The sequence below is a fragment of the Tenacibaculum sp. Mcav3-52 genome (genome assembly GCF_022347665.1).
Classification (GTDB): domain Bacteria; phylum Bacteroidota; class Bacteroidia; order Flavobacteriales; family Flavobacteriaceae; genus Polaribacter; species Polaribacter mesophilus.
The window spans coordinates 129,527-153,198 of record NZ_JAKRGE010000005.1 but is presented as its reverse complement, the minus strand read 5'-3'; the positions used below and the strand labels follow the sequence as shown (position 1 = coordinate 153,198).

Sequence of the window (23,672 nt, the reverse complement as noted above, 5' to 3'; positions counted from 1 at the left end):
ATATTTTATATTAATGGTAATTTAACTGTAAATGTGCTTCCTTTCCCTTTTTCACTTTCAACGTAAACGGTACCTTGGTGACTGTCTATGATTTCTTTTACATAAGCTAAACCTAATCCATGACCTTTTACATTGTGTATATTCCCTTTATGTTCTCTGTAAAATTTATCGAACACATACTTTTGAGCATTTCTGCTCATTCCTATACCTTCGTCTTTAATCTTAAAGATAAAGTATTTATTTGTGTTTTCAGAAAATACATCTATTTTAGGTGCACTTTCAGAATATTTTAAAGCATTTTCCAACATGTTAACAACTACATTTGTTAGGTGAAACTGATTACCAAGTACTTCAGAAGAAATAGCTTTGAGATGCGTTGTAACACTTCCTTTTTTATCATCAGTTAATAGTTGTATATGTTCAACAGCTTCTTCAATTATATCGTGCATGTCTACTGCATCCTTACTAATTTCTATTTGATTTTTTTCTAACCTTGAAATTCGTAATACATTTTCTACCTGCCCGTGCATTCGTTTGTTTTCATCACGAATCATTTGAACATACCGTTTCACCTTTTCTTCATCTGATATAATTCTTGGGTTTTTAATAGCATCTAAAGCCAAGTTTATGGTAGCAATAGGTGTTTTAAACTCATGTGTCATATTGTTAATGAAATCTGTTTTTATTTCAGAAATCTTTTTTTGGCGAATTAACTGATACAATGAGGTGGAAAAAGCAGCAATAATAATTCCTATAAAAAATAAAGATAGTATCAATATTTTCATCATACCTGATAACAGGTTCTTTTTTTCATTAGGAAACTTAACATATAGCTTATAATTGCTATTTCCGTCTTCATCTTCTAGTAAAGGGTAATTAATATCCTCTGGTTGTATATTAAAATACCCAGATTTTAATTGAGTAGCTAAACCATCTTCATAAACAACATATTTAAAATCTTGTGTAATATTCATTTTAGCAAACTCTTCCTCTAAAGTATTACTTAGCTCCTTATTACTTATTCTTTGATTAATAGGAAACACAGCTTTACTTCTTCTAAAAGCATGTTCCATAACTTCATCATTCCATGTGTTATATGTTCTGAAAGAAGAATAACGATTTTCGTCTAAAAAAGGTTTAAAATCTTTGTTTTCAGATTTTATTATTTGTGAAAAATAAATATCTTCTTTTCCTGAGTAACGTTTTATAATGATAGAATCATTATCAACAAACTCGTTAGGCATTTTAATACTTTCTTCTAAAATAGTACTACCAAATGAAAACTTTTTTTTACTTACAGTATCAACTTGTTGAAAAAGAAAAGTTGTTATTTCTGCGTCTGTTCTGAGTTTATTGTTTTCAAAATAATCTTTATAATTTTGCTTAAATTCTAAATACTCTCTTTCCTTAATATTTTCGGAGGTACGAGCTAAAGCAATTTTTACATTATTTTTAAATTGTTCCTTTTTATTTTTAATAGCATCATTTATCCAATATACTTGAATGGAGATGATACCTATTAGAGAAATACTCATTAAAACAACAATGAGAATAAAAATTTTCTTGCCCATTACTCAAAAATAAATTAATAAATTTTAGGCGTATAATCTTTTAACTTAGATTAACAAACTTACTATAAAATTAAGACAATTTTAACACAAAAGGTTATTGAAACGTAAATTATTTTCTACTTTTTGTTAAATAATTATGGATTTTTAATACTTCATCTTTTGTTTTTAATAGTGAAATATTGTTAATTAAATAATTAGATTGTAGTATTTTTTTTGTTTCACTCCATTGGTTTTTAATTCTATTTTTTACCTCTTGTATTGTAGTCCTATCTCTTTTGATAACGCGTTCAATTCTTATATGCTCTGGAGCGGTTACTGTAATTATTTTATCACAAAAAGAGTCACTTCCGTTTTCGAAAAGAATTGCATTTTCGTATAATATATAATCTTTAACACTATTTTTTTTTAAGAACTGTTGCAAATGTTTGTTAACAGCAGGGTGTACAATGGCATTAAGAATAGCTAACTTTTTCTTGTTATTAAAAACTATTGAGGCTAAATAAGACCTATTTAGTTTGTGGTTTATATATACTTCCTCCCCAAATTCAGTGATTAATTGTTCTTTTATTCTTTTTGATGTGTTCATTAACTTTTTGGCTTCATCATCAGCAATATAAATAGCAATATTTTCAAATTCTGAAAAGATATTAATTACAGTAGATTTTCCACTACCAATTCCTCCTGTTAAACCTATTACCATGCTATTTGTATATTAAAAAATCAACTTTTTCTGGAACTATCCTCACTAAATCTACCGTTTTAGGGATGTCTTTTATTTTAGGAATAAGATAGTTTATTTCTTTTTTTTTAGATTGTAAATAATCACATTCAACTATAAATAAATCGGAGGTAATGTCATTAAAGTTTTGCAAGCCCACTTTGTATATAACCTTAACCTTTTTGGGGAATATATTAATTCCTTTGGGTGCATTTTTAACAAAAATAGGAACTTCAATTTCACCTTCTGTAAATTTATCAACAGCAATGTTAATTTGTGCAGTAGAATGACTCAATTTAAGCTTTAAGTCTTTGGGTAAAATAATAGAAGAATTGATACTAGTATTTTTAGATAAGTTTTCTAATGTAATGTTTTTTAAATTTAAAAAATTAGTCTCAGTAACATAGGCTTCATCACCAGAGATTAAAACACTGTCAGGTACAATTGTTATGGGTTTAGAAAAGTCATATCCTAGCTGAAAAGAAATGTTTAAATTTGGTTTTAAGGGAACTTTTTTTGAGCTGAGAAAACCAATTTTTAAAGGAATGGTGTCTTTTTCTATTTTAATTAATTCAATATTTGATTTTAGTTGTTCTTGAATTTCATTAAAAAGGTTTTTCGATAAAAAATAGTAATTTGTACCCCTTTTTTTTGAAGCTTTTTTTAGGTCTAGTTTAATGGGGGTATGGTTAATACTAGTAATTAAAAGATTGTATCCACTACTTTTTAATTTTAAAGGAATTTTTTTTATTGGTGTTTCTATTAATGTTTTTTGTTGCGGAAGTTGTGTGTATTCAATATCATATACTATAGTTGTATTATACTCCTTTGATAAATTAATAAGCAACCAGAAAAATATAGATACGGTTAAAAAGCCAAAAAATGTTTTAGGTATGTTAAATTTTGTTTTCAAGAAATTGTTTATTAGTGCAATCTACTAAAAAAAGAAAAAAGTGGGCTCTTAAGCCCACTTTTTTTATAAAATAAATCTCTTTTATTTTTTAGCTTCTGAAGTATGTTTTTTACTCATTTCCATAGAAATGGCTGAACGTTCAAACTTTATTTTACCAGCTCCTGTTTCAATAGTAACGGTGTTATCGGTATCATTAATTTCTACAATTTTACCATGAATTCCACTGGTGGTAACTATTTTAGCTCCTTTTTTAATTTCTGCTTGAAATAGTTTTTCTTTTTTTTGACGTCTCATTTGTGGACGAATAATTAAAAAGTAAAAAACAGCAATCATTGCTACAAAAGGAAGCATATTCATTAAGCTTTCTTGAGAGCTAGCTTGTAAGAAGATAGTTTCGAACATTATGAGTTATTGTTTTTTGGGGTTACCATTCCAGAAATTTTAATAATTTCTCTTCCTTTTTCTGTGTTGGTAGTTAAAGTAATAGATTTAGATTGTTTGTTAACTCTACCATTGGTATTGAAGCTAACTTTAATATTTCCTGTTTTACCAGGAGCAATAGCTTCTTTTGGCCATTCAGGAACAGTACAACCACAAGATGCCTGCGCATTTGTAATAATTAAATCACTCTTACCAGTATTTGTTACTACGAAAGTGGTTTTAACAACTTCACCTTCGTTAACAGTACCAAAGTCAAATTCTTCTTTATCGAAAGAAATCACAGGAGCTCCTAAACCTATAGAGCTATCTCTTTTTTCTGCTTTTTCAAGATTTTCTTTTTTAACTTTTGATGAAGCATTCCCCTGTCCGCACGAAACTAACATTCCTGCAGAAACAACAAATGCTACCATTACTGCTATTTTCTTCATTTTAAAATATTTTTAGTTTGATGTAAAAATACTAATTTATTATAATAAACCTCTACCTATTTTAACCATCTTATTTGAACTTAGATAGTCTTTGGCTAATTTATCTAAAACTCCATTAATAAAGTAACCACTTTTGTTTGTTGAATAATCTTTTGCTAACTCAATATATTCATTTATGGTAACTCTACTTGGAATTGAAGGGAAGTGTAAAAATTCTGTAATAGCCATTTTAATAATAATCATATCAATATCAGCAATCCTATCAGCTTCCCAGTTAGGAGTTTTCTCTTTAATGTCCTCTTCGTATTTGTGTTGATGTAACATTGTTTTTGTAAACAAATCAGAAACAAAAACTTTATCATCATTGTCTTTATACAAACTACCTAATATGAAAGGCTTATTTGCTTTTTGTTTGTTTAAAGATTTAAGAATCCAAGTATTTACAAAAGGAATATCATCAACCCAAGAAATCATTTGATCTTCAAAATAATCAGCTAACTTTTCATTAGGGGCTACTATATCTCTAAAAAAGTCAATGACAAAGGCTTTATCTATGTTGTAAGAGTTTTCAACAGTGTCCATGTACTTTTTGTAAAGGTCACTTCTTTGTAATTCATCTAATAAGATTTTTACATACTCATCATCAAGGTCCCAATAATTAAGCTTGTTAAGCTCAACATACCCTTCTAAACTTACACTTTCATTAAGTGAGTTTAAAAGTTTATTGTCTATAAATTTTGTATTTGGGTTGAGTTCCTCTTTTGTAGCTAGTATTTTCTTTTTAGAAAGCTCTATTCTCTTACGAGCTAATTTTTGTACTTCAACTAATAATTGAAGGTTTAAAACGTACAAATCGTACATTTTTTGAATGCTGTGTTTTAAGAATTTTTCTTCCTTAACTAAATCATCGCTATGCGATTGCTGCATCGCATAAACCGACTGCATTACTTTAACACGAATATGTCTTCTGTTAATCATTCTAAAGAACTTTAAAAAAAAGAGCGATAGAAACTATTTCTAACGCTCTGCAAAAGTAAAACTTTTTTATTTTTTATCTAGCTATTTTGCTCTTTTTTGCGAGCATCAATTCTTGCTTGTGCAATATTGAAAGCAGCTTGATGTGTAGTGATATTCTCTTTTTCTGATAAATTGAAAATTTCTAATGTAGTATTGTAAATGTTTTCAGTTCTTTTTAAGCTTTCAGCTTTATCGTAACCAACAACTTCAGCATATACATTAATAATTCCACCAGCGTTAATTAAGAAATCAGGAGCATAAGCAATTCCCTTTTCCTTTAACATTGTACCGTGTTTTAATTCATTTGCTAATTGGTTGTTAGCAGCACCTGCAATTACCTTAGCTTTTAATTGAGCGATACTTTCATCATTAATAGTAGCACCTAAAGCACATGGAGCGTAAATATCAACATCTAATCCAAAAATGTCATTTCCTAACACTACGTTTGCACCATATTTTTTACTTAATTCTTCTAAACGAGCCTCGTTAATATCGTTTAAAACAACTTGTGCTCCTTCGTCAGTAATGTGCTTCACTAAAGTTTCTCCAACATGACCAACACCTTGAACTAATACTTTTTTACCGTCTAAGTTCTCAGTTCCAAACTTGTATTTAGCAGCAGCTTTCATTCCCATGTAAACACCATAAGCTGTTACAGGAGAAGGGTTTCCAGAACCTCCAATACTTTCAGAAACACCTGTTACATGTGGAGTAACTTCACGGATTATATCCATATCACGAGTTTCCATTCCAACATCTTCAGCAGTAATATATTTTCCACTTAAAGAATTAACAAACTCACCAAATTTACGCATTAAAGCGTCATTTTTTTGAGTTTTAGCATCACCAATAATAACTGCTTTACCACCACCAAGGTTTAATCCAGTAATAGCAGACTTGTATGTCATACCACGAGACAAACGTAATACATCATTTAAAGCTTCCCATTCACTTTTATATTGCCACATTCTAGTACCTCCTAAAGCAGGTCCTAAAGTTGTGTTATGGATACCGATAATTGCTTTTAAACCTGTATCTTCGTCGTTGCAAAAAACGATTTGCTCGTGATTGTCAAAAGATAACTGACCAAACACTGGGTCATTCTTAAGATCTTTAGTATCAATGATTTCTGATGTCATTTGTTTTGTTTTTTAATTTGAGATGATTTGGACAATCTCAAAAATTCGAGGGCAAAAATAAGAAATCGTTAAAACATAAGCAAAAAAAGAGGTCTCAATTAAGGTATCTTTAACAAGACCCTTTTATAAAGTTTAATTTTTATAATAAAATAGAATTGAAAGCATTACAATACTTAAACAAGTACTTTGTTAAATACAAATGGAGGTTATTATTAGGAGTTTTTATAACTGTATTAGCTAAAATATTTACATTAAAAGTGCCTAATTATGTGTTAACTTCTTTAAATGTTGTGGAAGATTATCAATTAGGTAAAATAACTGAAATATCAGAAGTTAAAAGTATCCTTTTTACAAATATTTTGCTTATAGTAGGGGTAACACTGTTAGGTGGTTTCTTTACATTCTTAATGCGTCAAACTATAATTGTAATGTCTCGATTAATAGAGTTTGATTTAAAAAATGAAATTTATCAGCAATATCAACGACTGTCACTTAATTTTTACAAACAAAATAGAACTGGTGATTTAATGAACCGTATTAGTGAAGATGTTTCTAAAGTTCGTATGTATTTTGGACCAGCCATCATGTATTCATTAAATATGTTAGTGTCTTTTGCAGTCGGTTTTACTCAAATGTATGCAATATCACCAAAGCTCACCTTGTATACAATGATACCTTTTCCTGTTTTATCAGTATCAGTATTTATTTTAAGCAAGCAAATTAATAAACGAAGTACAGTAGTTCAGCAATACCTTTCAAAATTAACAACGTTTAATCAGGAGTTTTTCTCTGGTATTAATGTAGTAAAATCATATGCAATAGAAAGCGCTGTGATTAATAACTTCGATACGTTGGCAGATGCTAGTAAAGATAAAAATATAAACCTATATAAAGTACAAGCGTTATTTTTTCCATTAATGATTTTATTAATAGGAATTAGTAATATCATTGTTTTGTATGTTGGTGGTACTTTATATATTAATGAAGAAATTAAAGTAGGAGCCATTGGTGCTTTTGTTATGTATGTAAATATTTTAACATGGCCAGTAGCTGTAGTTGGTTGGGTAACTTCAATGGTGCAGCAGGCTGAAGCTTCTCAAGAAAGAATTAATGAATTTTTAGAACAAGTTCCTGAAATTGAAAATGCAAATGAAGGAGAAACTATCATTGAAGGAGATATTGAGTTTAATCATGTTTCTTTAGTCTATGAAGACACAAATATCACAGCGTTAAAAGATGTAAGTTTTAAGGTAGAAAAAGGAGAAACACTAGCAATATTAGGAAAAACAGGAAGTGGTAAGTCATCTATAATCAACTTAGTTTCACGTTTGTATGATACTACAGGAGGGACTGTATTAATGGACGGAAAAGATATTAAAACCTGCAATTTATATGACATAAGAAACCAAATTGGTTTTGTGCCGCAAGAACCGTTCTTGTTTTCAGATACCATTGAAAACAATATAAAATTTGGAAAAGAAGATGCTACAGAAGAAGAAATTATAGAAGCAGCCAAAAACGCGGTTATACACGATAATATTATTGACTTTAAACAAGGCTATAAAACTATTTTAGGAGAGCGTGGTGTTACGCTTTCTGGAGGACAAAAACAAAGAACTTCTATAGCAAGAGCTATTATAAAAGACCCTAAAATTTTAATTTTTGACGATTGTCTATCAGCTGTAGATACTGAGACTGAAGAGAAAATTTTATCAAATTTAGAAAGAGTTTCTAGTGATAAAACAACGATAATAATAAGCCATAGGGTATCATCTGCAAAAAATGCAGATAAAATAATAATATTAGATGAAGGAAAGATTATTCAGCAAGGTGTTCACAATCAATTAGTAAAAGAAAAAGGGTATTATAAAGATTTATACGAACAACAGCTTTTAGAAAAAGAAATATAGCATTTCGTATTGTCAAGTCAAATATTTTGTTAGATTTGTTGAGAAAATTTAAATAACCAACTATTATTTTAAGTAACGAATTATGAGCGAGAGAGTAGAACAAGAGGAAATCTTTTCACAGGTTTTAAGAGCAGGAAGAAGAACATATTTTTTTGATGTTAGATCTACAAAGGCAGATGATTATTATTTAACAGTGACTGAGAGTAAGAAGTTTACTCATGATGATGGTTCTTTTCATTATCAAAAACATAAAATTTACTTATATAAAGAGGATTTTAGTGATTTTAAAGAGATGTTGAACAAGGCAACAGACTTTATTGTAAACGAAAAAGGATCTGAAGTTATAAGTGAACGTCATCAAAAAGACTATAAAAAAGAAGAAAACGTAACTACAGAAGTAGCTTCTACAGAAAGCTTTACAGACGTTTCTTTCGACGATATTTAACAGAAGAAACTGTTATGCATAACTCTAAACACAAGTGATATTACTTGTGTTTAGAGATGATAATGTGCAGAAAAAAATCAATTCAAATTCAATTTACACTTAGAAAACTGCCAATTGTTGCACAGCAATTGGTGGTTTTATTTTTTACATAAGCGATTTTATTTTGTTTGGTAGTTTTGATGCGAATTCAACCAGCTGCTTATAAGTTAAAGTTCTACCCACTCTACTATTAAGTTTGTCTTCACGCTGGTTAATCCTAAGTAATTTTTGTTTCATAGGAAAGCGAGTTTTGAGTTCACCTAAATATAATAAAAAAAACTGAATTTCAGCAGGTTATGTTTGTTTTGGGGTAAAGTATTTTGTAGAGTAGGTGTTTTTCCTATAAAACTTTTTTCATAGTAGTAGTTTTTGCTACTGTTTCTTGCCATTCTTTTATAGTATTACTGTCGTTTGTAATTCCACCTCCAACATAAATATACACAGTATTGTTAGAAACCTCCATACAACGAAGATTAACAAATAAATGACTTTCCTTATTGTTTGTATTCAATTCTCCTAAAAAACCTGTATAAAAGCTTCTATGATAGTTCTCATTATTTAAAATAAATTGTTTTGAAGCCTCTAAAGGCATTCCACAAACGGCAGGGGTAGGATGTAAGCTTTTGATTAAAGAAGCAGTATTCGTTTTTAACTTTCCATTAATAATGGTTCTTAAATGGAGTAACTTACCCGCTTTTATAGTTTCAATACCAGATGTTGTAATGTTTAAGGAAATATCAGATAACCTATCAGTGATGTAGTCAGTTACAAATTGTTGTTCTTCTAATTCTTTTGGCTGCCAAGTAACATTAGTTGTGCCATTGTAAACTTGTGTTCCCGCTAAAGCCATAGTAGTAAAATTTTTATCTTTAATACTAACTAAAGTTTCTGGGGTAGCTCCTAACCATAACCCAATTTTAGGATGATACCAAACATATACAAAAGCTGTTGGGTAGTTATTCAGAAGTTTTTGAAAAGTATTAATAAGGCTGAAATCTGATAACTCAATTTTTTCTTTTCTGGAAAGAACTACTTTTTTAAACTGCTGATTTTTAATAGCGGCTATTCCTTTTTCAACTAGTTGAATGTGGTTCTCTTCGGAAGCTGTATCAGGAGCGTGATTAGTGTTGTTAGTTTGAGTATCGTCAATAGTAACTTTTTCTTCAACATAAGTAGATTGATTTCTAGGAATTAAAATAGCTTTTTCTCTGCTGTCAAACGGAGCAAAAATAAATCCACTCTCATTATAATTTTCAGAAGTAATTACATCGTTGTTTTGTTGAAACCACCCTTTAATTATAGAACTGTTAGGCTTTCTGTAAGTAACAAAAGGTAATTCTTTGTTGAAGGCTTCTTTTATGTTTAAAAAAATACTCAATCTAATTGTTGTATTAAATGTTCTTTAATCGTGTCAAATTTACTCCAAATAAATCCATGACTAGCATCAGGAACGCTAATTAACTCAAACTGATTTTCAGGAAACTGTTCTTTTAAAAATAAAGAGTTTTCAAAAGGTACAATCCAATCATTAGTTCCATGAATACTTACTATGTTGTTAGGGGTAGATTTCCAGTTGTTTTCAAATAGTTGTAAATCTTGTTTATGAGATAACTTTTCTTTGCTCGCTTCTTGCCATATTGGAGGAACCAACCATCGAGTAATTTTCCATTTATATAAATTTAAAGACCATGGCATGGGTTCTACTTCACTATATATAGCAGGAGCCAGCAAAATTACTTTTCTAACTTTTTCTTGTATAGCTAAGGCAATAGGTCCTCCATAAGAATAACCTACAAGAATCGTTTTATCGGGGTTAATATCATGTAAAATATTCTTTAACACGTCACGCTCAAAAGCAATACTTTCTTGAACCGGATTTTTGTCTTGATAATTGTAACCAATTCTGTCATATGAAATCATATTAGCTTTATTAAGCAATGCGCTATCCTTCATATATTTTACAAAATCGGTAGAAGAACCTATCGTTCCGTGAACAAAAACCAGTGTAGGTAAAGTAGTATCTTTTATGATTGAAAGTTTTCTGTACTCAAACCCTTTAAAGTTTTCATAAGTAAGGACAGGAGTAGCAGAGCTTCCTGAAAATTTTTCAAGTACTTTTACATCAGATTTAGGAGCAGAAAAATTCCAGAATAAATAATATAAAACAAGGAAAAGCACAAAGAGAGCAATTCCAACGGTTTTTAAGATTTTTTTTAGCAATTTCATGCTATTGTTTGTCTAAAACAATATTGGTAATCTTACAAAGTGAAATCAAGTTATCATCCTCATCAACAATTCTCACTTCCCACAAATGTGTAGTTCTACCTTTGTGAATCGCTTTAGCAGTAGCAAAAACATGTCCTTCTCGCTTGCTTTTTACATGATTGATGCTTAACTCAATTCCTTTTACAATTTTAGAAGAGTCTCTTAAGAAAAAAGCAGAAGCACAACTACCAACTGATTCAGCCAAGGCAGCTGTTGCCCCACCATGTAGTAATCCATAAGGTTGATGTACTTTAGGGGTCACAGGCATTTTAGCAGTAATAAAATCATCTCCTACATCAACAAACTCTATTTCTAAAGTTTCCATCAAGGTGTTTTTGTTGTAACTGTTTAAGACTGTAAGAGATGCTTGCTTATTCATGGTAACTAAAAATTATCACCCAAAAATACGTATTTTTGTACTGACAAAAAATGATAGAATGTATAAAGTACGCGTAATTTTAGATACGAAAGAAGATGTAATACGAACCCTGTTAGTAAACGAAAAAACTTCGTTAGAAAACCTACACTTTGATATCGCAAAAGCGTTTGGTTTTAACGGACAAGAAATGGCGTCTTTTTACCGTACCGATGAAGATTGGAATCAAGGCGAAGAAATTCCACTATTTAATATGTCAGAAGCAGGAGATGGAATTTCAATGGCAACATGTATTTTACATGAAACCTTACCAAACCAACATGATAAGTTAATTTATGTGTACGATTTCTTACAAATGTGGACGTTTTATGTAGAGGTAATAGAACAGTCTAATGAAGAAGTTACTGAAACAAAAATGATTTTATCTGTAGGAGAAATGCCAGAGGAAGCCCCAGAAAAAGAATTTAAAGCAGAAGATCTTTCAAAAAATATAGATGATGAAATTGATGATGAATTTAATAACTTTGAAAGCCTAGACGATTTTGACTTTGATAATTACTAAGCTATGGCACAATTTATAAAACTGTATAATGAGAACCCCAATCCAAAAGAGATTGAAAAAATTGTAAAAGTTTTACAAAATGGAGGGTTAATTATATATCCAACCGATACTGTTTATGGTTTAGGCTGTGATATTACCAATACTAAAGCACTAGAAAAAGTAGCAAGAATAAAAAAAGTAAAGCCAGAAAAAGCCAACTTCTCATTTGTTTGTAACGACTTAAGCCATTTATCTGATTACGTAAAGCAAATAGATACTGCAACTTATAAAATTTTAAAAAGAGCTTTACCAGGTCCATATACTTTTGTGTTACCTGGTAGTAATTCACTACCAAAAGCTTATAAAAAACGAAAAACAGTAGGTATTCGTGTACCCGATAATAATATAGCAAGAGCCATTGTAGCAGCTTTAGGAAATCCGATTGTATCTACATCTATTCATGATGAAGATGAAGTATTAGAATATACAACCGATCCTGAATTAATTTTCGAGAAATGGCAGAATATTGTTGATATCGTGGTTGATGGAGGATACGGAGACAACCATGCATCTACTGTAATCGATTTAACAACCGATGAACCAGAAGTAATTCGTGAAGGAAAAGGAAGCTTAGATATTTTGTAATAATAAAATAAGTTTAGTTGAAATCTTACAAAACCACTTTTTAATTAAAAACACAATCCCTATCTTAGTACAGAATAGAAAAAGGATATATGTTTTTACTGGATAGATTCCCCAACGACAGCGGACCAATATATCAAGAAACCATAGCAGGCAGATTGCCTGTTGAGCCTTTCAATACTTTTAGCAACTTAATTTTTATTGTTCTACTGATTTACTTCGGAAGAAGAATTTATCAAAACCCTAAACAATACCCATTTTTTTTGTTTGCCATTCCAGTAATATTCATCAGTTGGATAGGTGGTACCATGTTTCACGGTACAAGAAGTCATGAATTTTGGTTGTTGTTAGACTGGGTTCCTATCATGATTGTATGTTTAGGAGCTATTATTTATTTCATAGGAAAAATTAAAAAGAAATGGTGGGAACGATTAGCGATAATTGTAGCTATACTTTTAGTGTCTATTTTTCCACGATTTTTACCAATACCTTCAGGATATAGAACATCGTTTGGATATGCAGTAACAGCATTTGCTGTAATAACCCCGTTAATATGGTATGCTTATAAGACCCGTTGGAGAAATGTAAAATACATTGTATATGGAGGAGCAGTTTTTGGAATAGCTTTACTATTTAGGACATTAGATAATAAAGTAGTTGTATTGCCCATGGGAACGCACTGGTTATGGCATACTTTCGGTGGAATAGCAGTTTTCTTTTTACTCTATTATATCTATAAGGACGAGCAAAAATTAACGTAATTCGGTAAACTTTTTCCTTCCTTTAGCATAATACTGCCAAACCGCAGATGTGTGCTCGTAGTAATTTGGTTTTTTAGGAGATTCTTTTCTCTTTTTTATGAATTTAGGAAGATGCATATAAAAACTAAAATGAGCTTTTAAAATAGCAAATAAGTGGTTAGGTTTCCCTTCCAATAAAAATTTAACACTAGCCAATCCGTCTAAGATTAAACGAGAAAAAATAATTGGGAATAATTTAGCAGAGGGTAAGTTTTTAACTAGGTTGAGTAAACTATTCCTGAAGTTTAAAAAGGTTTTCTTCGGGTTTAACGTGTCTAATGTAGCCCCACCTACGTGATATACAGTGGATGCTCCTACATATTTTATAGTATGCTCACTATTTTTAGCGCGCCAACACAAATCAATCTCTTCTTGATGCGCAAAAAAATCTTCATCAAAACCTTGTAGTTGATGAAAAACTTCAGAGCGGATAAAAAAACAAGCTCCAGACGCCCAAAATATTTCAGTAGTATCGTTAAATTGTCCGTTATCAGTTTCTAAGTCACTAAACAAACGACCACGACAATACGGATATCCAAAAGCATCAATAAAGCCACCACCAGCACCTGCATATTCAAACTTCGATTTATCTTTAAAGTCTAAAATCTTCGGTTGGATAATCGCCGTATTAGGTTCCTTTTTAAAAGTATCAATAATGGGAGTTAACCAGTTCTTGGTAACCTCAATGTCAGAATTTACCAAACAATATACATCTGCATCAATATGTTGTAACGCATCGTTGTAACCTTTTGCATAACCACCATTTTCTGAGTTCTGTACAATTTTTACAGTAGGAAAATGTTGCTTTACAAATGCAATAGAATCATCTGTAGAAGCATTGTCTGCAACATACACTTCAGCTTCTTCTGAACTAAAAGTTATGACAGAAGGTAAAAATTGCTCAAGCAACTTTTTTCCGTTCCAGTTTAATATGACGATAGCTATTTTCAAGACGGTAAATTTACAGTTTATAAATGAATTTTGTAGATCAAAAAGAATCATCTCGACCGAAGGGAGAAATTTATTAATAGAGAAATTCCAATCGTTAAGATTTAGTTATGCTGAATCTTTTTTGATTTCTCCCTACGGTTGAAATGACGTTTTGTGGTTCTTAGATACTTTTTACAAAATCAAGGAAAACTTTTTTATGAAGCGCTAAATCCATATTAGGAGAAAGTGCTACACGAGCAATATAATCTTTATCACCTTCTTTGGTAGTTCCTTGGGTTGAGGTTGCAGGAATTGTCCAGTAACAACCTTTTAACTGTCCGTAGCTTACACAATACTTACTTTCATTCGGAATTTCAGTAATCATTAAATTGATAAGCTTTAAGTTTAAGGCTCTTTTATAGGCTTCTTTTTCTTCCACAGTATTCCCTTTGGTAGGAAGGTCTAACGAAAATACTGATGGTGTAAATCCTTGCGCAGCTAGTTCTTCTGAAACAAAATTGATTTTAGCACCAGGTAATACTTCATGAATAAAGTTTACAAATTCACGTGTATTTTTATAAGCATCACTAATTCGTTGCGTCATCGAAGGCATTTGTGCAGCTAATATTTCGTATTGAAGCGGTGTAGCCTCGTTATCGCAAATATGTAAGTGTTTTTCTATTTTTTTGATTAACGCGTTGGTTGTTTTATTTCCAACACAGTATCCAGCAGTACATTTTCCACCACTAGGGAATTTAGATCCACTAGCAAACGAAATAGTTCTAATATTGGCTAACATGTCTGTATCTCCTAAAAAGTGAACATTCGGACAGAAAGTTTGGTCTAAAATAAACACAGGATCAACGGCTGTTTCACCCGTTGGAGTCGTACGTTTTTTACTTAAAACATCTCTTAAATCGGTAAGGTTAGGTACTTCTACTCTTGGGTTGGTCGGAATTTCAGCAATGATATACGGAACCGCATCTTGTGCTGCAATGTTGGCTAATACGGTATCAATGCTCTCTACCATGTCGTTGTCTCCATCAACAGGTAAATCAACAATGTCTACGTTGTTTAAACAAGCAGCAACACGTCTCGCTTGGTCGTTTGTACCACCATAACAGTTTGGAGGCACTACAATTTTAATCGTTTTTCCCTTATGGTTTTCAAGAGCATCGTCAATCAATCCCATTAAAATGGCGTATTGTATTGAAAGTCCACTTGAAGCTACTAACGCTTTTGTGCTGGTATTGGTAATCTCATTGATGAGTCTCTCAACCTTTGCTTTGTTTTGTGCTACGTCAGTTACTGTAACCTCATACGGCTCATCGATAAGGCTTTTCAACGCTTTTAATGAATTAGCAGGAGTCATGGCAATAGTTTCTCTTCTTCTTACATGTTGAATGTCTGAAATATAAGAATCGTTTTGCTCTCCGTTTACCAATAAAAAGCTTCCTAATTCTGTGTGTGTGTTGATGTAAAAATCAACGTTTGGTACAATCGTAAAGTTGCAAATAGCTTCTTGTTCAACAATCAATACGGTACTAGCATCAAATTCAGGAATAGCTTCAACACTATCCACTTTTTTTAGTTCAAATTGATATCCGTATACATTTTTAATTACTTCAGCATCAAAAAAGCTAGGAATTTCATTGGTATACACTATTTGCGTGTTTTTATTAGCAAATAAATTCGCTCTTAACACAGCCAAAACAGGAACCGTTTGTGATGAAAAACTAATTACATTTGCTGCTTTAGTGTTGTATAGTTTGGCAATCGTCCACTCTAATACAGACGATAACGGATGCCCTAAACGAATATAATCGTATGCAGTTGGCAACTCGCTTAACGCTGAAGCAGTAGCATTGTTGTTTTTATACAAATCTTCAAACTGCTCTAAAAACTGGGTTTTGGCTAGTTTTTCTATATAAATATCCAGACGGTGCGTGGTTAGGTTTAACCAATCTGCTGGCATATTTTCTACAACATTTTTTATATAAGTATGTACGTTTTTGTCTTGCATTATAGGTGTCTTTTAATAAGATTGCAAGATACGTTAATTAGATTTTTTTAGAAAGGGGAGAGAATGGTTTTATAAAGGGAGTTTTACTTTCGTTTGATGTATGAGCTGTAGCTGACTTTATAAATTTATGGGTTGGTTTTCAAGACACTTTAATAAAAAGAAATAACGGTTTGAGTTAGTACCCAAGCCATTATTATTTCCCTTTATTGTTAGAAGTTTGTTTTTTTAATTTGGCGAATGAAGTCCAATTTTATTTCCTTCTGAGTCGAGAAAAATGGCAAAGTACCCGTTTTCGTCAGCGTGAGGTGTTTTAGGTATGATAACTTTACCACCATGTTCTTCTACTTTATCAATAATAGTTTGCAGATTGTCTCCACCATTAAGGTAAATAGTAACCCCACTTGCAGAAGGTTCATAACCTTCGCCTTGTATAATTACTCCTGTAACCATTTGACCTTCGTAAGGAAATACCCCCATTTCCATTTCTGGAAAATGGAATCTTTCAATTTCTATACCTAAAATTTCTTTGTAAAAATTAACAGCTCGTGTAATGTTGGTTGCAGGAATTTCAAAAATTGAGACATAACTTTTCATCTGTTGTGTACTTTTAGTGATTGATTCTTTAGATTGTGTTGTTTTAGAGATTGAAGTGCCTTTGTTTTTGCAAGACACAAGGCAAAAAAATAGGGTAATAATGGTAATAAGTGTGTTATTTTTCATTTTCGGTTTAGTATTATTGATACAAAACTAAGAGCAGAAAATTAGTTGAAATTGTAAAAATGCGACACCTTAGTTTATTTGTAAAAAAGGGTAGAAAGCTTCAAGCTTTCGTCAGTAAGAAACTCTTTTGGGTTTATTCCTGTAAATTCTCTAAAGTCTTTGATGAAGTGAGCTTGATCGAAATAGTCGCTTTTATAGGCAACATCAGTTAGGTTTTTAGACTTTTGGTTAAGCATCAATTTTAAAGCTGTTTGCAATCGAATTACTTTTCCTAACTGTTTGGGGCTTACTCCAATTTGTTTTTTAAAGTTTCTTTCAAGCTGTCTTCGTTTAGATAGGTTGTTTTCGAGGATTGAGTTTATAGAAACACTTCCGTTTGTAGAAAGGAGAGTATCCACAGTACTTTTTACTATTTTATGAATTGTTTTTTGGTTGTTGAACGTATCCAAAAGAAACTTTTCGATGATTTCTATACGTTGTATCGTATTTTCAGCGTTGGTTATTTTTTGTTGCAAACCATCTGCGGTTTCCTTGTCAAAAAGGAGATTCAAGGGTGTTTCTGTGCTTGCTAAGTTGTTGATTGGTCCAGAGATAAAATTAGCAAATCCATAAGGATAAAACCTAATGGCAAAAGTATTGACATAACCTGTTGGTTCAATGTAGAAAGGTTCAATTATTTGCCCTAATACCATTGCCCGTGGTTGAAGTATAAAGTTATTTTCGGAAGTGTATCGTTTTATATCGTCTCCAAGAATAAATGCCATTTCTATACAACCATCTGGTACAATTCGTTGTTTTTGTGGTTCGGAATGTATAGGTACTTCCAACGTCCAATAACAACTAATAATTGACTTTAAATTTGTATGTGGTTCGTATGTTTGGTAGTCCATTTTGTCGTTTAATCTTTTTCAGCATGAGATATGGTTTACCAAAGATATAACTTCTATCAGAAATATAAATTGATAACTAAGTTCAATAAAAATAAATAACCAAACCAAAAATTAAGAAGTCTCTTCAGTATCCAGTTTATCTATTTCATAACTCATATATTCTTTATACAGTTTTGCGATAGACTTGGTTTCTCCAAGTATGGTGAGTACATCATCTGTTAGTAAAACAGTTGAACCGTTAGGCGTAAACGTTTTGTCGTTTCTTTCAACCAAAGCCACTAAAACATCTTTTGGTAACTGAATTTCTTTTAGCTGTTTTCCAATCATGGTGTCTTGCGGAGTTCTTTCGAGTAGTTTGATGCTTACAAATCTCTCGTTTTGTAGTAAAAACTCCTTAATCTCTCTGTGGCTATTCATTTTAAGCAAGGTTTTTACGATTTGCTCTCGTTCTAAAATATCAAGAAGTCTCGATAGCATACGGAGTTGCTGTTTTGGGTTTTCATCAGAATTAATTAGAAAAGCACAGATTTGTATGGGCTTTTTAAACTCATAGTCTTCAGAGGGAAGTGTTCCTTCAATTGGTTTTTTAGAAATCACAATTTTCATGGATGGATGCGAAACACTTTTAAACTTGGCATGAAAAACTAAAATACCTGGTAAAGTGATGACAGATTCATCGGGTATAGACTGGAAAAATTTGTGGAGTACACCTTCTTTGTTGAGGTCTAACTCTCTACAAAAGTAATCGGAAGCGATATTTAAGACCTTGTCAAAGTTAGTGGTATCCTTAAGTATTTTTATTTTCGATGTAATTACGGTTTCATCAAACGGATCACCTTCACGGAGTCCTTTTTCTTTTAAAATGGTCATTAATTCATTTTCCAATTCATCGTATTGATGCCTCCCTAAAAGCGCAAACCAATGAAAAATAGCGCCTTCTCGTTTTACTTTTCCTTTGGAATAGAAATGATACCAAAGTACCCCAATAACAATAATACCAGAGGTAAAAAGCACTGGCATCCATCCTAAATAAATAATAAGGATGAATGAAATGATAATTCCGACAACTTGCATAAACGGATATAATGGAGATAAATACCCTGGATCGTATGATTCTATTTTACTTTTTCTAAAAACAATAACAGAGAAGTTAATAAAGATAAAAATCAATAATTGGAACGTACTCGCAAGCTTTACAATACCTTCTTCTGATAGTAGTAGAATGAATACAATAATTAATGCTGTAGTTAAAAATATAGCGACTATAGGACTTCCTTTTTTACCAATTCTAGCTAGAATAGCAGGAAACAGTTTATCGCGTCCCATAGCAAACGGGTATCGCGATGCAGATAATAGTCCTGCGTTCCCTGTAGAAGCAAAAGCAGCAAGTGCTGCTACCGACATTAATAAGACTCCCACATTATCGGGTAGCCATTTAAAAAGTTGTTCTGCAGCTGTAGCAGCTGGTGCTAATTCGTTGGCAAAGGCAGTAGGCTCAATAAGAGTTACCATAATAAAAACACCCAAACCATAAATTAATCCTGTAACGACTAATGAAAGTATCATTCCTAAAGGAATATTTCTTTCAGGGTTTTTAATTTCTTCTGCAACGCTTACTATTTGAGTGAGTCCTAGGTAGGACACAAAAACAAAACCTATGGTAGTAAACATCCCTCCAAATCCGTTTGAAAAGAAGGGGGTAAATTGTTTCTTAATAGATTCATTGGTGATAGTATTTGAGGTGAAGATAGAAAAAAGACCATCTGCAATAAAACCAATTAAAATGACTAATAGGAATATGACAAACACCTTTTGAAAAGCGGAGGTTTTTTTAGCCCCCACTAAGTTTAATGCCATAAAAAAAAGAGTGGCTATGATAGCAACTACCTTGGTAGGAACTTCCCAAAATATAGCGGCGTAAGCACCAATACCAATAATAGCAAAGGCTGTTTTTAGCATTAAAGCAAAATATGTACCTAGTCCGCCAATAGTTCCCATAAGTGGACCTAAGCTTCTGTCTAAAAAAAAGTAAGCACCTCCTGATCGTGGTAAGGCTGTTGATATTTCAGCAATACTAAACATGGTAGGTAGTATTAATACACCTGCAAGTAAGTAGGCTAAAAATACAGAAGGGCCTGTATAATGTGAGGCGATTCCTGGTAGTAAAAAGAAACCAGAGCTAAACATGGCTCCAGTACTTATGGCAAAAACATCAAATAATCCTAAGTCTTTTTTTAGTTTATTCCTCATGGCTTTTGTGTTTAAGGCTTATTATTAAGTGGTTAGACCATGAGAAGATATGAAAAAAATTACACTTTTTAGGTGCTATTTGGTTAAGGTAATGTTTGTAATGTGCTCTTTTAGAGGTTTTTTTGTTGCAAATACTAGTTTGATAGTAGAGAAGTACAGTTTTTATTGGGATGAGGTCCCAATAGTTTTTTATAAATTATAATATGTTGTGTTTTGTGTAAGCAGCAGTTTTTATACTGCTTACACGATATTTCTTTAAATTTTTCTTAGTTCAACTCTTCTATTTTGTGCTTTTCCTTCTTCTGTAGCGTTATTACCTATAGGTTTCGTGTGCCCAAAGCCTTTACTTTCTAGTCTTGATTCTTCAATACCTTCATCTACGAGTGACATAAGAACAGATTTGGCTCTGTTTTTAGATAGTTTCATATTAAAACCTTCATTACCCACATTATCAGTATGTCCTTCAATACTTATTTTTAAATTGGGATTTGTTTTTAACATTTTAGATATTTCACTCACTATTTCGTAAGAGTCAGCTTTAATTCTTGATTTCCCAGTATCGAAATTAATATGTAATGTAGCAAAGCCTTTAGTGTTTATTTCATTTATGATTTTATCTGCTGTTATTTTCTCTATTGTTTGTTCAAATTCTTTTGATTCCACAACTCCAATTTGTGCATTAGCCACATCAGAATAGATTTGAATTCCTATTTTTTTAGTAGGCGTTTTTAATACATACATACGAATAGGATGGTTTACAACATCTCCAACATAAAAATTATTAAAGTAAGTATAACGATCGTTTACGCTTTCTCCTTTTTGATTTACAAGTTCATTAGGTATTTTTCCTTCAAAAATAAGTTGAGCGCCAATAGCTGTTAAGTAGTCTTTAATACTTTTATCAAAATAGTATTGATTCCATTTTTGATTTCCATCCATCATAATTCCCATTTTATCTACTCGTCCTTCTATGTCAAAAAATGAATTACCGTCAAACATTTCAAGTTTGTGAAAGTCATAAGACTCTGTGCTGCTAGTATTTTTATTTACTAACATACCTTTTGGTGGTGTTATATAAGGGTATGCACCAATATCAACTTTAGATTCAATTATGTTTTTCCAAGAAAATTTTTTAGTGTTATTCTTTAATTCTTTTTTTTCTTTGGTTGTAACTTCATTATTAACAACTTCATCTAAGTTGTTTTTGGAAGTCTCTTTCTCATTTTTACATGAAATTAAAGTAATTATTGATAACAAACAGATTGAGTAAATTCTTTTCATTGTAATTCTTATTTAAGTTTGGCTTCTAATTGTTAATAACAGCTTTTATGTGCTTGTTAATTATGGAGTTAAATATAATATTTTTAAGTTTAGTTTAATGTTATTAATTATTTTAGTGGTTTTTTGAAGTTTCTTACATCTTCTTGAGATTGAAAGTAGGTTATATTTGTAATTAAGAGTTTATTACTACAGTTAAACATTATAAAGATTAATTTTATAGTTATTTCTCGGGAGAGTTTAATAATAAGTTATTCTTATTTAGTAGTATACTTTTTGTATTCAGCAATTTTATTTTCTAATCTTTTATTTAAATATTCATTCTTGTTATTTAGTGTTTCATTAATTACGATAGCTTCAGATAAATAGTGTTGAATTTTATCTTTTTTCCAATGTTTTGGTGGTTCTTGAAGGTTTGTAATTCTGTCTGCTAATTTTACCATTCCAACCTCTTTTTCAAGTTTGTTTATTCGGTTCAAGCTGTCTGTCATTTTCTCTTTTTTAGAATCTAGGTTTTTATCTTTAGTCAATGCTAGAACTCCATTAGCAACTTTTTCTCCAAACATGTTTAATAACTCCGAAAAGTCAGTATCAGTATCTTCTAATGTATCGTGGAGTAGCGCTAATTGAACAGCGTAATTCAAATCGAAATTGTTAGTTGCATTATATGCTATGATTATTTCCATAGCAACGTTAGAGATATGTAGCAAATAGTTGGAATTTGTACCAGGAACTTTTTGATTTTTGTGCTTTTCTCCAGCAAACTTTATTGCTTTTTGATAGAGTTCTTGTGTCATTTGAGGTGTATCCATTTAGAGAAGAGTTTTTTTAGCATAGTATATTATTGTTCAAGAGGATAAAAAGTAGTTGAGAACAAGCAATTACTTATAATAATTACTGTAAGTATCTCTATTTCGGGTTGATAAATAATATTTTTCGGTTAAACTCTTCTTCAAACTTATACAAAAAATCTAGTTCTTTTCCATATTCATCGTATTTCTCCCAAGGGGTTAACTTCTTTTCTGAGTCAAGAAAGCTTTTGATTTTTGCTAACACTTCTTTACGAAGCTGTTCTGGTATGGTGTCTTCGAAATTTTCAATCCGATTGTTTTCTTCATAATTAATCAAAACATTGTAAAACTCTAGTAGTTGATTTCGGAAGTTATTTTTTATAAATATTTCAACAGAAAATTCAAGATCAGATAATTCTGGTGGTATTGCTATATCAAATATTGGGGTTACAACTAAATATGGCTCTCCCCAAGAAAATTTCTTCTCTTCTAATGAGCATTTAGGTAGTGTATCTGTATCTATTTTCACTTGTTTTGATTGAGTTGACGTTTTGTTATTTATATTGAGTGGAGTTGGACGTAGTTGAATCTGCCGCAATTGTGGTTATATATTGTTGGTAATAGTTGTTTAAACCTTTGTAGGCTCAACTACTAATTTCCCTTCATAATTTTTATTCCAATTCAAAATAATAAATATTTTAAAATTTTTCTCTTTCATTTTCAAATCTTCATTCATTCTTTTGTATTCAAACTTGTTGTTCAATTCTTGTTTTATTTTCTCATTGAAGTTTTTTCTAGCGTTAAGGTTAAATGGTTTCATCCTTTTAACTTTAAAATTGGAATCTAAAATAGCTTCATAAATGAATGCTCCATTAATATTTTGCTCAAAAAGATTTGAGTTTAGTTTTTCTTTGGTTAACTGCCTTATATTCCGAGTTGTTTGCTGATAAATTCTTTTTTGAGTAATTTCTCTTAAAATAGATAGAATTTCTTTGTTTGGAATATTCCTAGCTAAACAAAATGAAGTTGCAAGAAATCCCAGTTCATTTTGGTAAGCAAAAATGAAATATTCAGAGTTCAATTCTGGTAAGAAACCACAAGAACTTCCTTCTTGACTTTCAATAAATAATTCAGCATTTTCATATCCTATAAACTGTTCTTTAACTTTATATTCAGCTTTATAAATTCCTTCAAATTTTTCTATTTTTTTTAAAGAGGTGAACTTTATAATTCCAACAAATTCAATTCCTGAAAGTGTATTAGTTAATCTCAGTTGAGAACAGCTACATGCAAAACTTGTATATGATGAAAATATCAGTAATATTAAAGATATCTTTCTCATTTTTTAATTATTGCCAACTAGTTATATATCTGTAATAAAATCACTAAAACAGCCTTAAATAGTAGAATAATTAGAAGGTATAGCAATTTTTACTCCTCCAAATATAAAAAAGTAAGATAAAAAAGTGCAACTTTTTTATCGGGTCAACACTTCCTGCCTAAGGGGAGTAACACTCCCTCGGTAAGGGGAGTGATGTTTCCAGC

24 protein-coding genes are annotated in these 23,672 nt (G+C 31.1%); 5 read left to right on the top strand and 19 right to left on the bottom strand.

Translation table 11 applies throughout. From position 1 onward, the window contains the following. Positions 1-5 precede the first annotated feature (5 nt). The 7 genes from MHM83_RS13620 to MHM83_RS13590 form a co-directional block, all read right to left on the bottom strand. Positions 6-1,571 carry a sensor histidine kinase gene (locus MHM83_RS13620; RefSeq protein WP_047789268.1) on the bottom strand — a complete coding sequence of 522 codons (1,566 nt, stop codon included), beginning with the start codon at positions 1,569-1,571 and terminating at the stop codon, positions 6-8. Between the two features lie 109 nt (positions 1,572-1,680). Continuing rightward, positions 1,681-2,271, bottom strand: a complete 591-nt coding sequence (gene coaE, locus MHM83_RS13615) for a dephospho-CoA kinase (RefSeq protein ID WP_239180327.1) — start codon at positions 2,269-2,271, stop codon at positions 1,681-1,683. 1 nt (position 2,272) lies between these two features. Then, entirely contained in the window at positions 2,273-3,202 is a 930-nt protein-coding gene (locus tag MHM83_RS13610) for a hypothetical protein (protein WP_047789266.1), read from the bottom strand. An 81-nt stretch (positions 3,203-3,283) separates the two neighbouring features. Continuing rightward, complete coding sequence (yajC, locus tag MHM83_RS13605) at positions 3,284-3,604, bottom strand: preprotein translocase subunit YajC (protein ID WP_047789265.1); 321 nt, start codon at positions 3,602-3,604, stop codon at positions 3,284-3,286. Further along, positions 3,604-4,071 (bottom strand): DUF1573 domain-containing protein, encoded by a 468-nt coding sequence (locus MHM83_RS13600; protein ID WP_047789264.1) that lies wholly within the window; start codon positions 4,069-4,071, stop codon positions 3,604-3,606. The genes yajC and MHM83_RS13600 overlap by 1 nt, the downstream gene beginning before the upstream one ends. A 39-nt stretch (positions 4,072-4,110) precedes the next feature. Then, the gene (nusB, locus tag MHM83_RS13595) at positions 4,111-5,049 is read right to left on the bottom strand and encodes a transcription antitermination factor NusB (RefSeq protein ID WP_159492470.1); all 939 of its coding nucleotides are present in this window, start codon (positions 5,047-5,049) and stop codon (positions 4,111-4,113) included. A 77-nt stretch (positions 5,050-5,126) separates the two neighbouring features. Next, positions 5,127-6,227, bottom strand: coding sequence for a Glu/Leu/Phe/Val family dehydrogenase (locus MHM83_RS13590; protein ID WP_239180325.1), 1,101 nt, complete (start codon positions 6,225-6,227; stop codon positions 5,127-5,129). Positions 6,228-6,382: 155 nt separating this feature from the next. Between MHM83_RS13590 and MHM83_RS13585 the strand changes: the two genes are divergently transcribed. Both MHM83_RS13585 and MHM83_RS13580 read left to right on the top strand, forming a co-directional pair. Then, entirely contained in the window at positions 6,383-8,137 is a 1,755-nt protein-coding gene (locus tag MHM83_RS13585) for an ABC transporter ATP-binding protein (RefSeq protein WP_239180323.1), read from the top strand. An 82-nt stretch (positions 8,138-8,219) separates the two neighbouring features. Then, positions 8,220-8,582, top strand: coding sequence for a PUR family DNA/RNA-binding protein (locus tag MHM83_RS13580; protein ID WP_047789260.1), 363 nt, complete (start codon positions 8,220-8,222; stop codon positions 8,580-8,582). Positions 8,583-8,961: 379 nt separating this feature from the next. Here the strand turns inward: MHM83_RS13580 and MHM83_RS13575 are convergent, their stop codons facing one another. From MHM83_RS13575 to MHM83_RS13565, 3 genes are read right to left on the bottom strand one after another with little or no spacing between them, the layout of a single operon-like run. Beyond that, positions 8,962-9,999 (bottom strand): chorismate-binding protein, encoded by a 1,038-nt coding sequence (locus tag MHM83_RS13575; RefSeq protein WP_239180321.1) that lies wholly within the window; start codon positions 9,997-9,999, stop codon positions 8,962-8,964. After that, a complete protein-coding gene (locus MHM83_RS13570) occupies positions 9,996-10,847 on the bottom strand; it encodes an alpha/beta fold hydrolase (RefSeq protein ID WP_239180319.1) in 852 nt (283 codons plus the stop codon). Before MHM83_RS13570 ends, MHM83_RS13575 begins: the two co-directional genes overlap by 4 nt. A 1-nt stretch (position 10,848) precedes the next feature. Continuing rightward, complete coding sequence (locus tag MHM83_RS13565; RefSeq protein WP_239180317.1) at positions 10,849-11,265, bottom strand: PaaI family thioesterase; 417 nt, start codon at positions 11,263-11,265, stop codon at positions 10,849-10,851. Between the two features lie 58 nt (positions 11,266-11,323). On the opposite strand from MHM83_RS13565, the gene MHM83_RS13560 reads away from it, so the two are divergent. From MHM83_RS13560 to MHM83_RS13550, 3 genes are all read left to right on the top strand, one after another. After that, positions 11,324-11,824 carry a plasmid pRiA4b ORF-3 family protein gene (locus tag MHM83_RS13560; protein ID WP_239180315.1) on the top strand — a complete coding sequence of 167 codons (501 nt, stop codon included), beginning with the start codon at positions 11,324-11,326 and terminating at the stop codon, positions 11,822-11,824. 3 nt (positions 11,825-11,827) lie between these two features. Then, positions 11,828-12,448: an L-threonylcarbamoyladenylate synthase gene (locus MHM83_RS13555; protein WP_159616482.1), complete on the top strand. Its 621-nt coding sequence runs from the start codon at positions 11,828-11,830 to the stop codon at positions 12,446-12,448. A gap of 89 nt (positions 12,449-12,537) precedes the next feature. Next, on the top strand, positions 12,538-13,206 hold the full coding sequence (locus MHM83_RS13550) for a ceramidase domain-containing protein (RefSeq protein ID WP_173361064.1): 669 nt from the start codon (positions 12,538-12,540) through the stop codon (positions 13,204-13,206). Here the strand turns inward: MHM83_RS13550 and MHM83_RS13545 are convergent. The 9 genes from MHM83_RS13545 to MHM83_RS13505 form a co-directional block, all read right to left on the bottom strand. After that, complete coding sequence (locus MHM83_RS13545) at positions 13,198-14,196, bottom strand: glycosyltransferase family 2 protein (protein WP_173361065.1); 999 nt, start codon at positions 14,194-14,196, stop codon at positions 13,198-13,200. The two genes, MHM83_RS13550 and MHM83_RS13545, sit on opposite strands and share 9 nt — an antisense overlap. Positions 14,197-14,356: 160 nt before the next feature. After that, entirely contained in the window at positions 14,357-16,198 is a 1,842-nt protein-coding gene (locus MHM83_RS13540; protein WP_239180313.1) for a PLP-dependent transferase, read from the bottom strand. Between the two features lie 225 nt (positions 16,199-16,423). Continuing rightward, positions 16,424-16,792: a VOC family protein gene (locus MHM83_RS13535; RefSeq protein WP_239180311.1), complete on the bottom strand. Its 369-nt coding sequence runs from the start codon at positions 16,790-16,792 to the stop codon at positions 16,424-16,426. A 200-nt stretch (positions 16,793-16,992) separates the two neighbouring features. Next, positions 16,993-17,808, bottom strand: a complete 816-nt coding sequence (locus MHM83_RS13530) for an AraC family transcriptional regulator (protein WP_239180309.1) — start codon at positions 17,806-17,808, stop codon at positions 16,993-16,995. Positions 17,809-17,919: 111 nt separating this feature from the next. After that, on the bottom strand, positions 17,920-20,058 hold the full coding sequence (locus MHM83_RS13525) for an amino acid permease (RefSeq protein ID WP_239180307.1): 2,139 nt from the start codon (positions 20,056-20,058) through the stop codon (positions 17,920-17,922). A 255-nt stretch (positions 20,059-20,313) separates the two neighbouring features. After that, positions 20,314-21,339, bottom strand: coding sequence for an OmpA family protein (locus tag MHM83_RS13520; RefSeq protein WP_239180305.1), 1,026 nt, complete (start codon positions 21,337-21,339; stop codon positions 20,314-20,316). A 254-nt stretch (positions 21,340-21,593) separates the two neighbouring features. Further along, positions 21,594-22,148: an HD domain-containing protein gene (locus MHM83_RS13515; RefSeq protein WP_239180303.1), complete on the bottom strand. Its 555-nt coding sequence runs from the start codon at positions 22,146-22,148 to the stop codon at positions 21,594-21,596. A gap of 97 nt (positions 22,149-22,245) precedes the next feature. Further along, a complete protein-coding gene (locus MHM83_RS13510) occupies positions 22,246-22,656 on the bottom strand; it encodes a hypothetical protein (protein ID WP_239180301.1) in 411 nt (136 codons plus the stop codon). A gap of 99 nt (positions 22,657-22,755) precedes the next feature. Beyond that, positions 22,756-23,469: a hypothetical protein gene (locus MHM83_RS13505; RefSeq protein WP_239180299.1), complete on the bottom strand. Its 714-nt coding sequence runs from the start codon at positions 23,467-23,469 to the stop codon at positions 22,756-22,758. Between the last annotated feature and the right edge of the window lie 203 nt (positions 23,470-23,672).

What these genes read in the sequence shown, in the direction of transcription:
- nusB (WP_159492470.1), bottom strand. Translation starts at nt 5,049, where the DNA reads ATGATTAACAGAAGACATATTCGTGTTAAAGTAATGCAGTCGGTTTAT.
- MHM83_RS13550 (WP_173361064.1), top strand. Translation starts at nt 12,538, where the DNA reads ATGTTTTTACTGGATAGATTCCCCAACGACAGCGGACCAATATATCAA.
- MHM83_RS13530 (WP_239180309.1), bottom strand. Translation starts at nt 17,808, where the DNA reads ATGGACTACCAAACATACGAACCACATACAAATTTAAAGTCAATTATT.
- MHM83_RS13515 (WP_239180303.1), bottom strand. Translation starts at nt 22,148, where the DNA reads ATGGATACACCTCAAATGACACAAGAACTCTATCAAAAAGCAATAAAG.
- MHM83_RS13600 (WP_047789264.1), bottom strand. Translation starts at nt 4,071, where the DNA reads ATGAAGAAAATAGCAGTAATGGTAGCATTTGTTGTTTCTGCAGGAATG.
- MHM83_RS13570 (WP_239180319.1), bottom strand. Translation starts at nt 10,847, where the DNA reads ATGAAATTGCTAAAAAAAATCTTAAAAACCGTTGGAATTGCTCTCTTT.
- MHM83_RS13520 (WP_239180305.1), bottom strand. Translation starts at nt 21,339, where the DNA reads ATGAAAAGAATTTACTCAATCTGTTTGTTATCAATAATTACTTTAATT.
- MHM83_RS13525 (WP_239180307.1), bottom strand. Translation starts at nt 20,058, where the DNA reads ATGAGGAATAAACTAAAAAAAGACTTAGGATTATTTGATGTTTTTGCC.
- MHM83_RS13565 (WP_239180317.1), bottom strand. Translation starts at nt 11,265, where the DNA reads ATGAATAAGCAAGCATCTCTTACAGTCTTAAACAGTTACAACAAAAAC.
- MHM83_RS13620 (WP_047789268.1), bottom strand. Translation starts at nt 1,571, where the DNA reads ATGGGCAAGAAAATTTTTATTCTCATTGTTGTTTTAATGAGTATTTCT.
- MHM83_RS13555 (WP_159616482.1), top strand. Translation starts at nt 11,828, where the DNA reads ATGGCACAATTTATAAAACTGTATAATGAGAACCCCAATCCAAAAGAG.
- yajC (WP_047789265.1), bottom strand. Translation starts at nt 3,604, where the DNA reads ATGTTCGAAACTATCTTCTTACAAGCTAGCTCTCAAGAAAGCTTAATG.
- MHM83_RS13580 (WP_047789260.1), top strand. Translation starts at nt 8,220, where the DNA reads ATGAGCGAGAGAGTAGAACAAGAGGAAATCTTTTCACAGGTTTTAAGA.
- MHM83_RS13535 (WP_239180311.1), bottom strand. Translation starts at nt 16,792, where the DNA reads ATGAAAAGTTATGTCTCAATTTTTGAAATTCCTGCAACCAACATTACA.
- MHM83_RS13505 (WP_239180299.1), bottom strand. Translation starts at nt 23,469, where the DNA reads ATGAGAAAGATATCTTTAATATTACTGATATTTTCATCATATACAAGT.
- coaE (WP_239180327.1), bottom strand. Translation starts at nt 2,271, where the DNA reads ATGGTAATAGGTTTAACAGGAGGAATTGGTAGTGGAAAATCTACTGTA.
- MHM83_RS13590 (WP_239180325.1), bottom strand. Translation starts at nt 6,227, where the DNA reads ATGACATCAGAAATCATTGATACTAAAGATCTTAAGAATGACCCAGTG.
- MHM83_RS13540 (WP_239180313.1), bottom strand. Translation starts at nt 16,198, where the DNA reads ATGCAAGACAAAAACGTACATACTTATATAAAAAATGTTGTAGAAAAT.
- MHM83_RS13560 (WP_239180315.1), top strand. Translation starts at nt 11,324, where the DNA reads ATGTATAAAGTACGCGTAATTTTAGATACGAAAGAAGATGTAATACGA.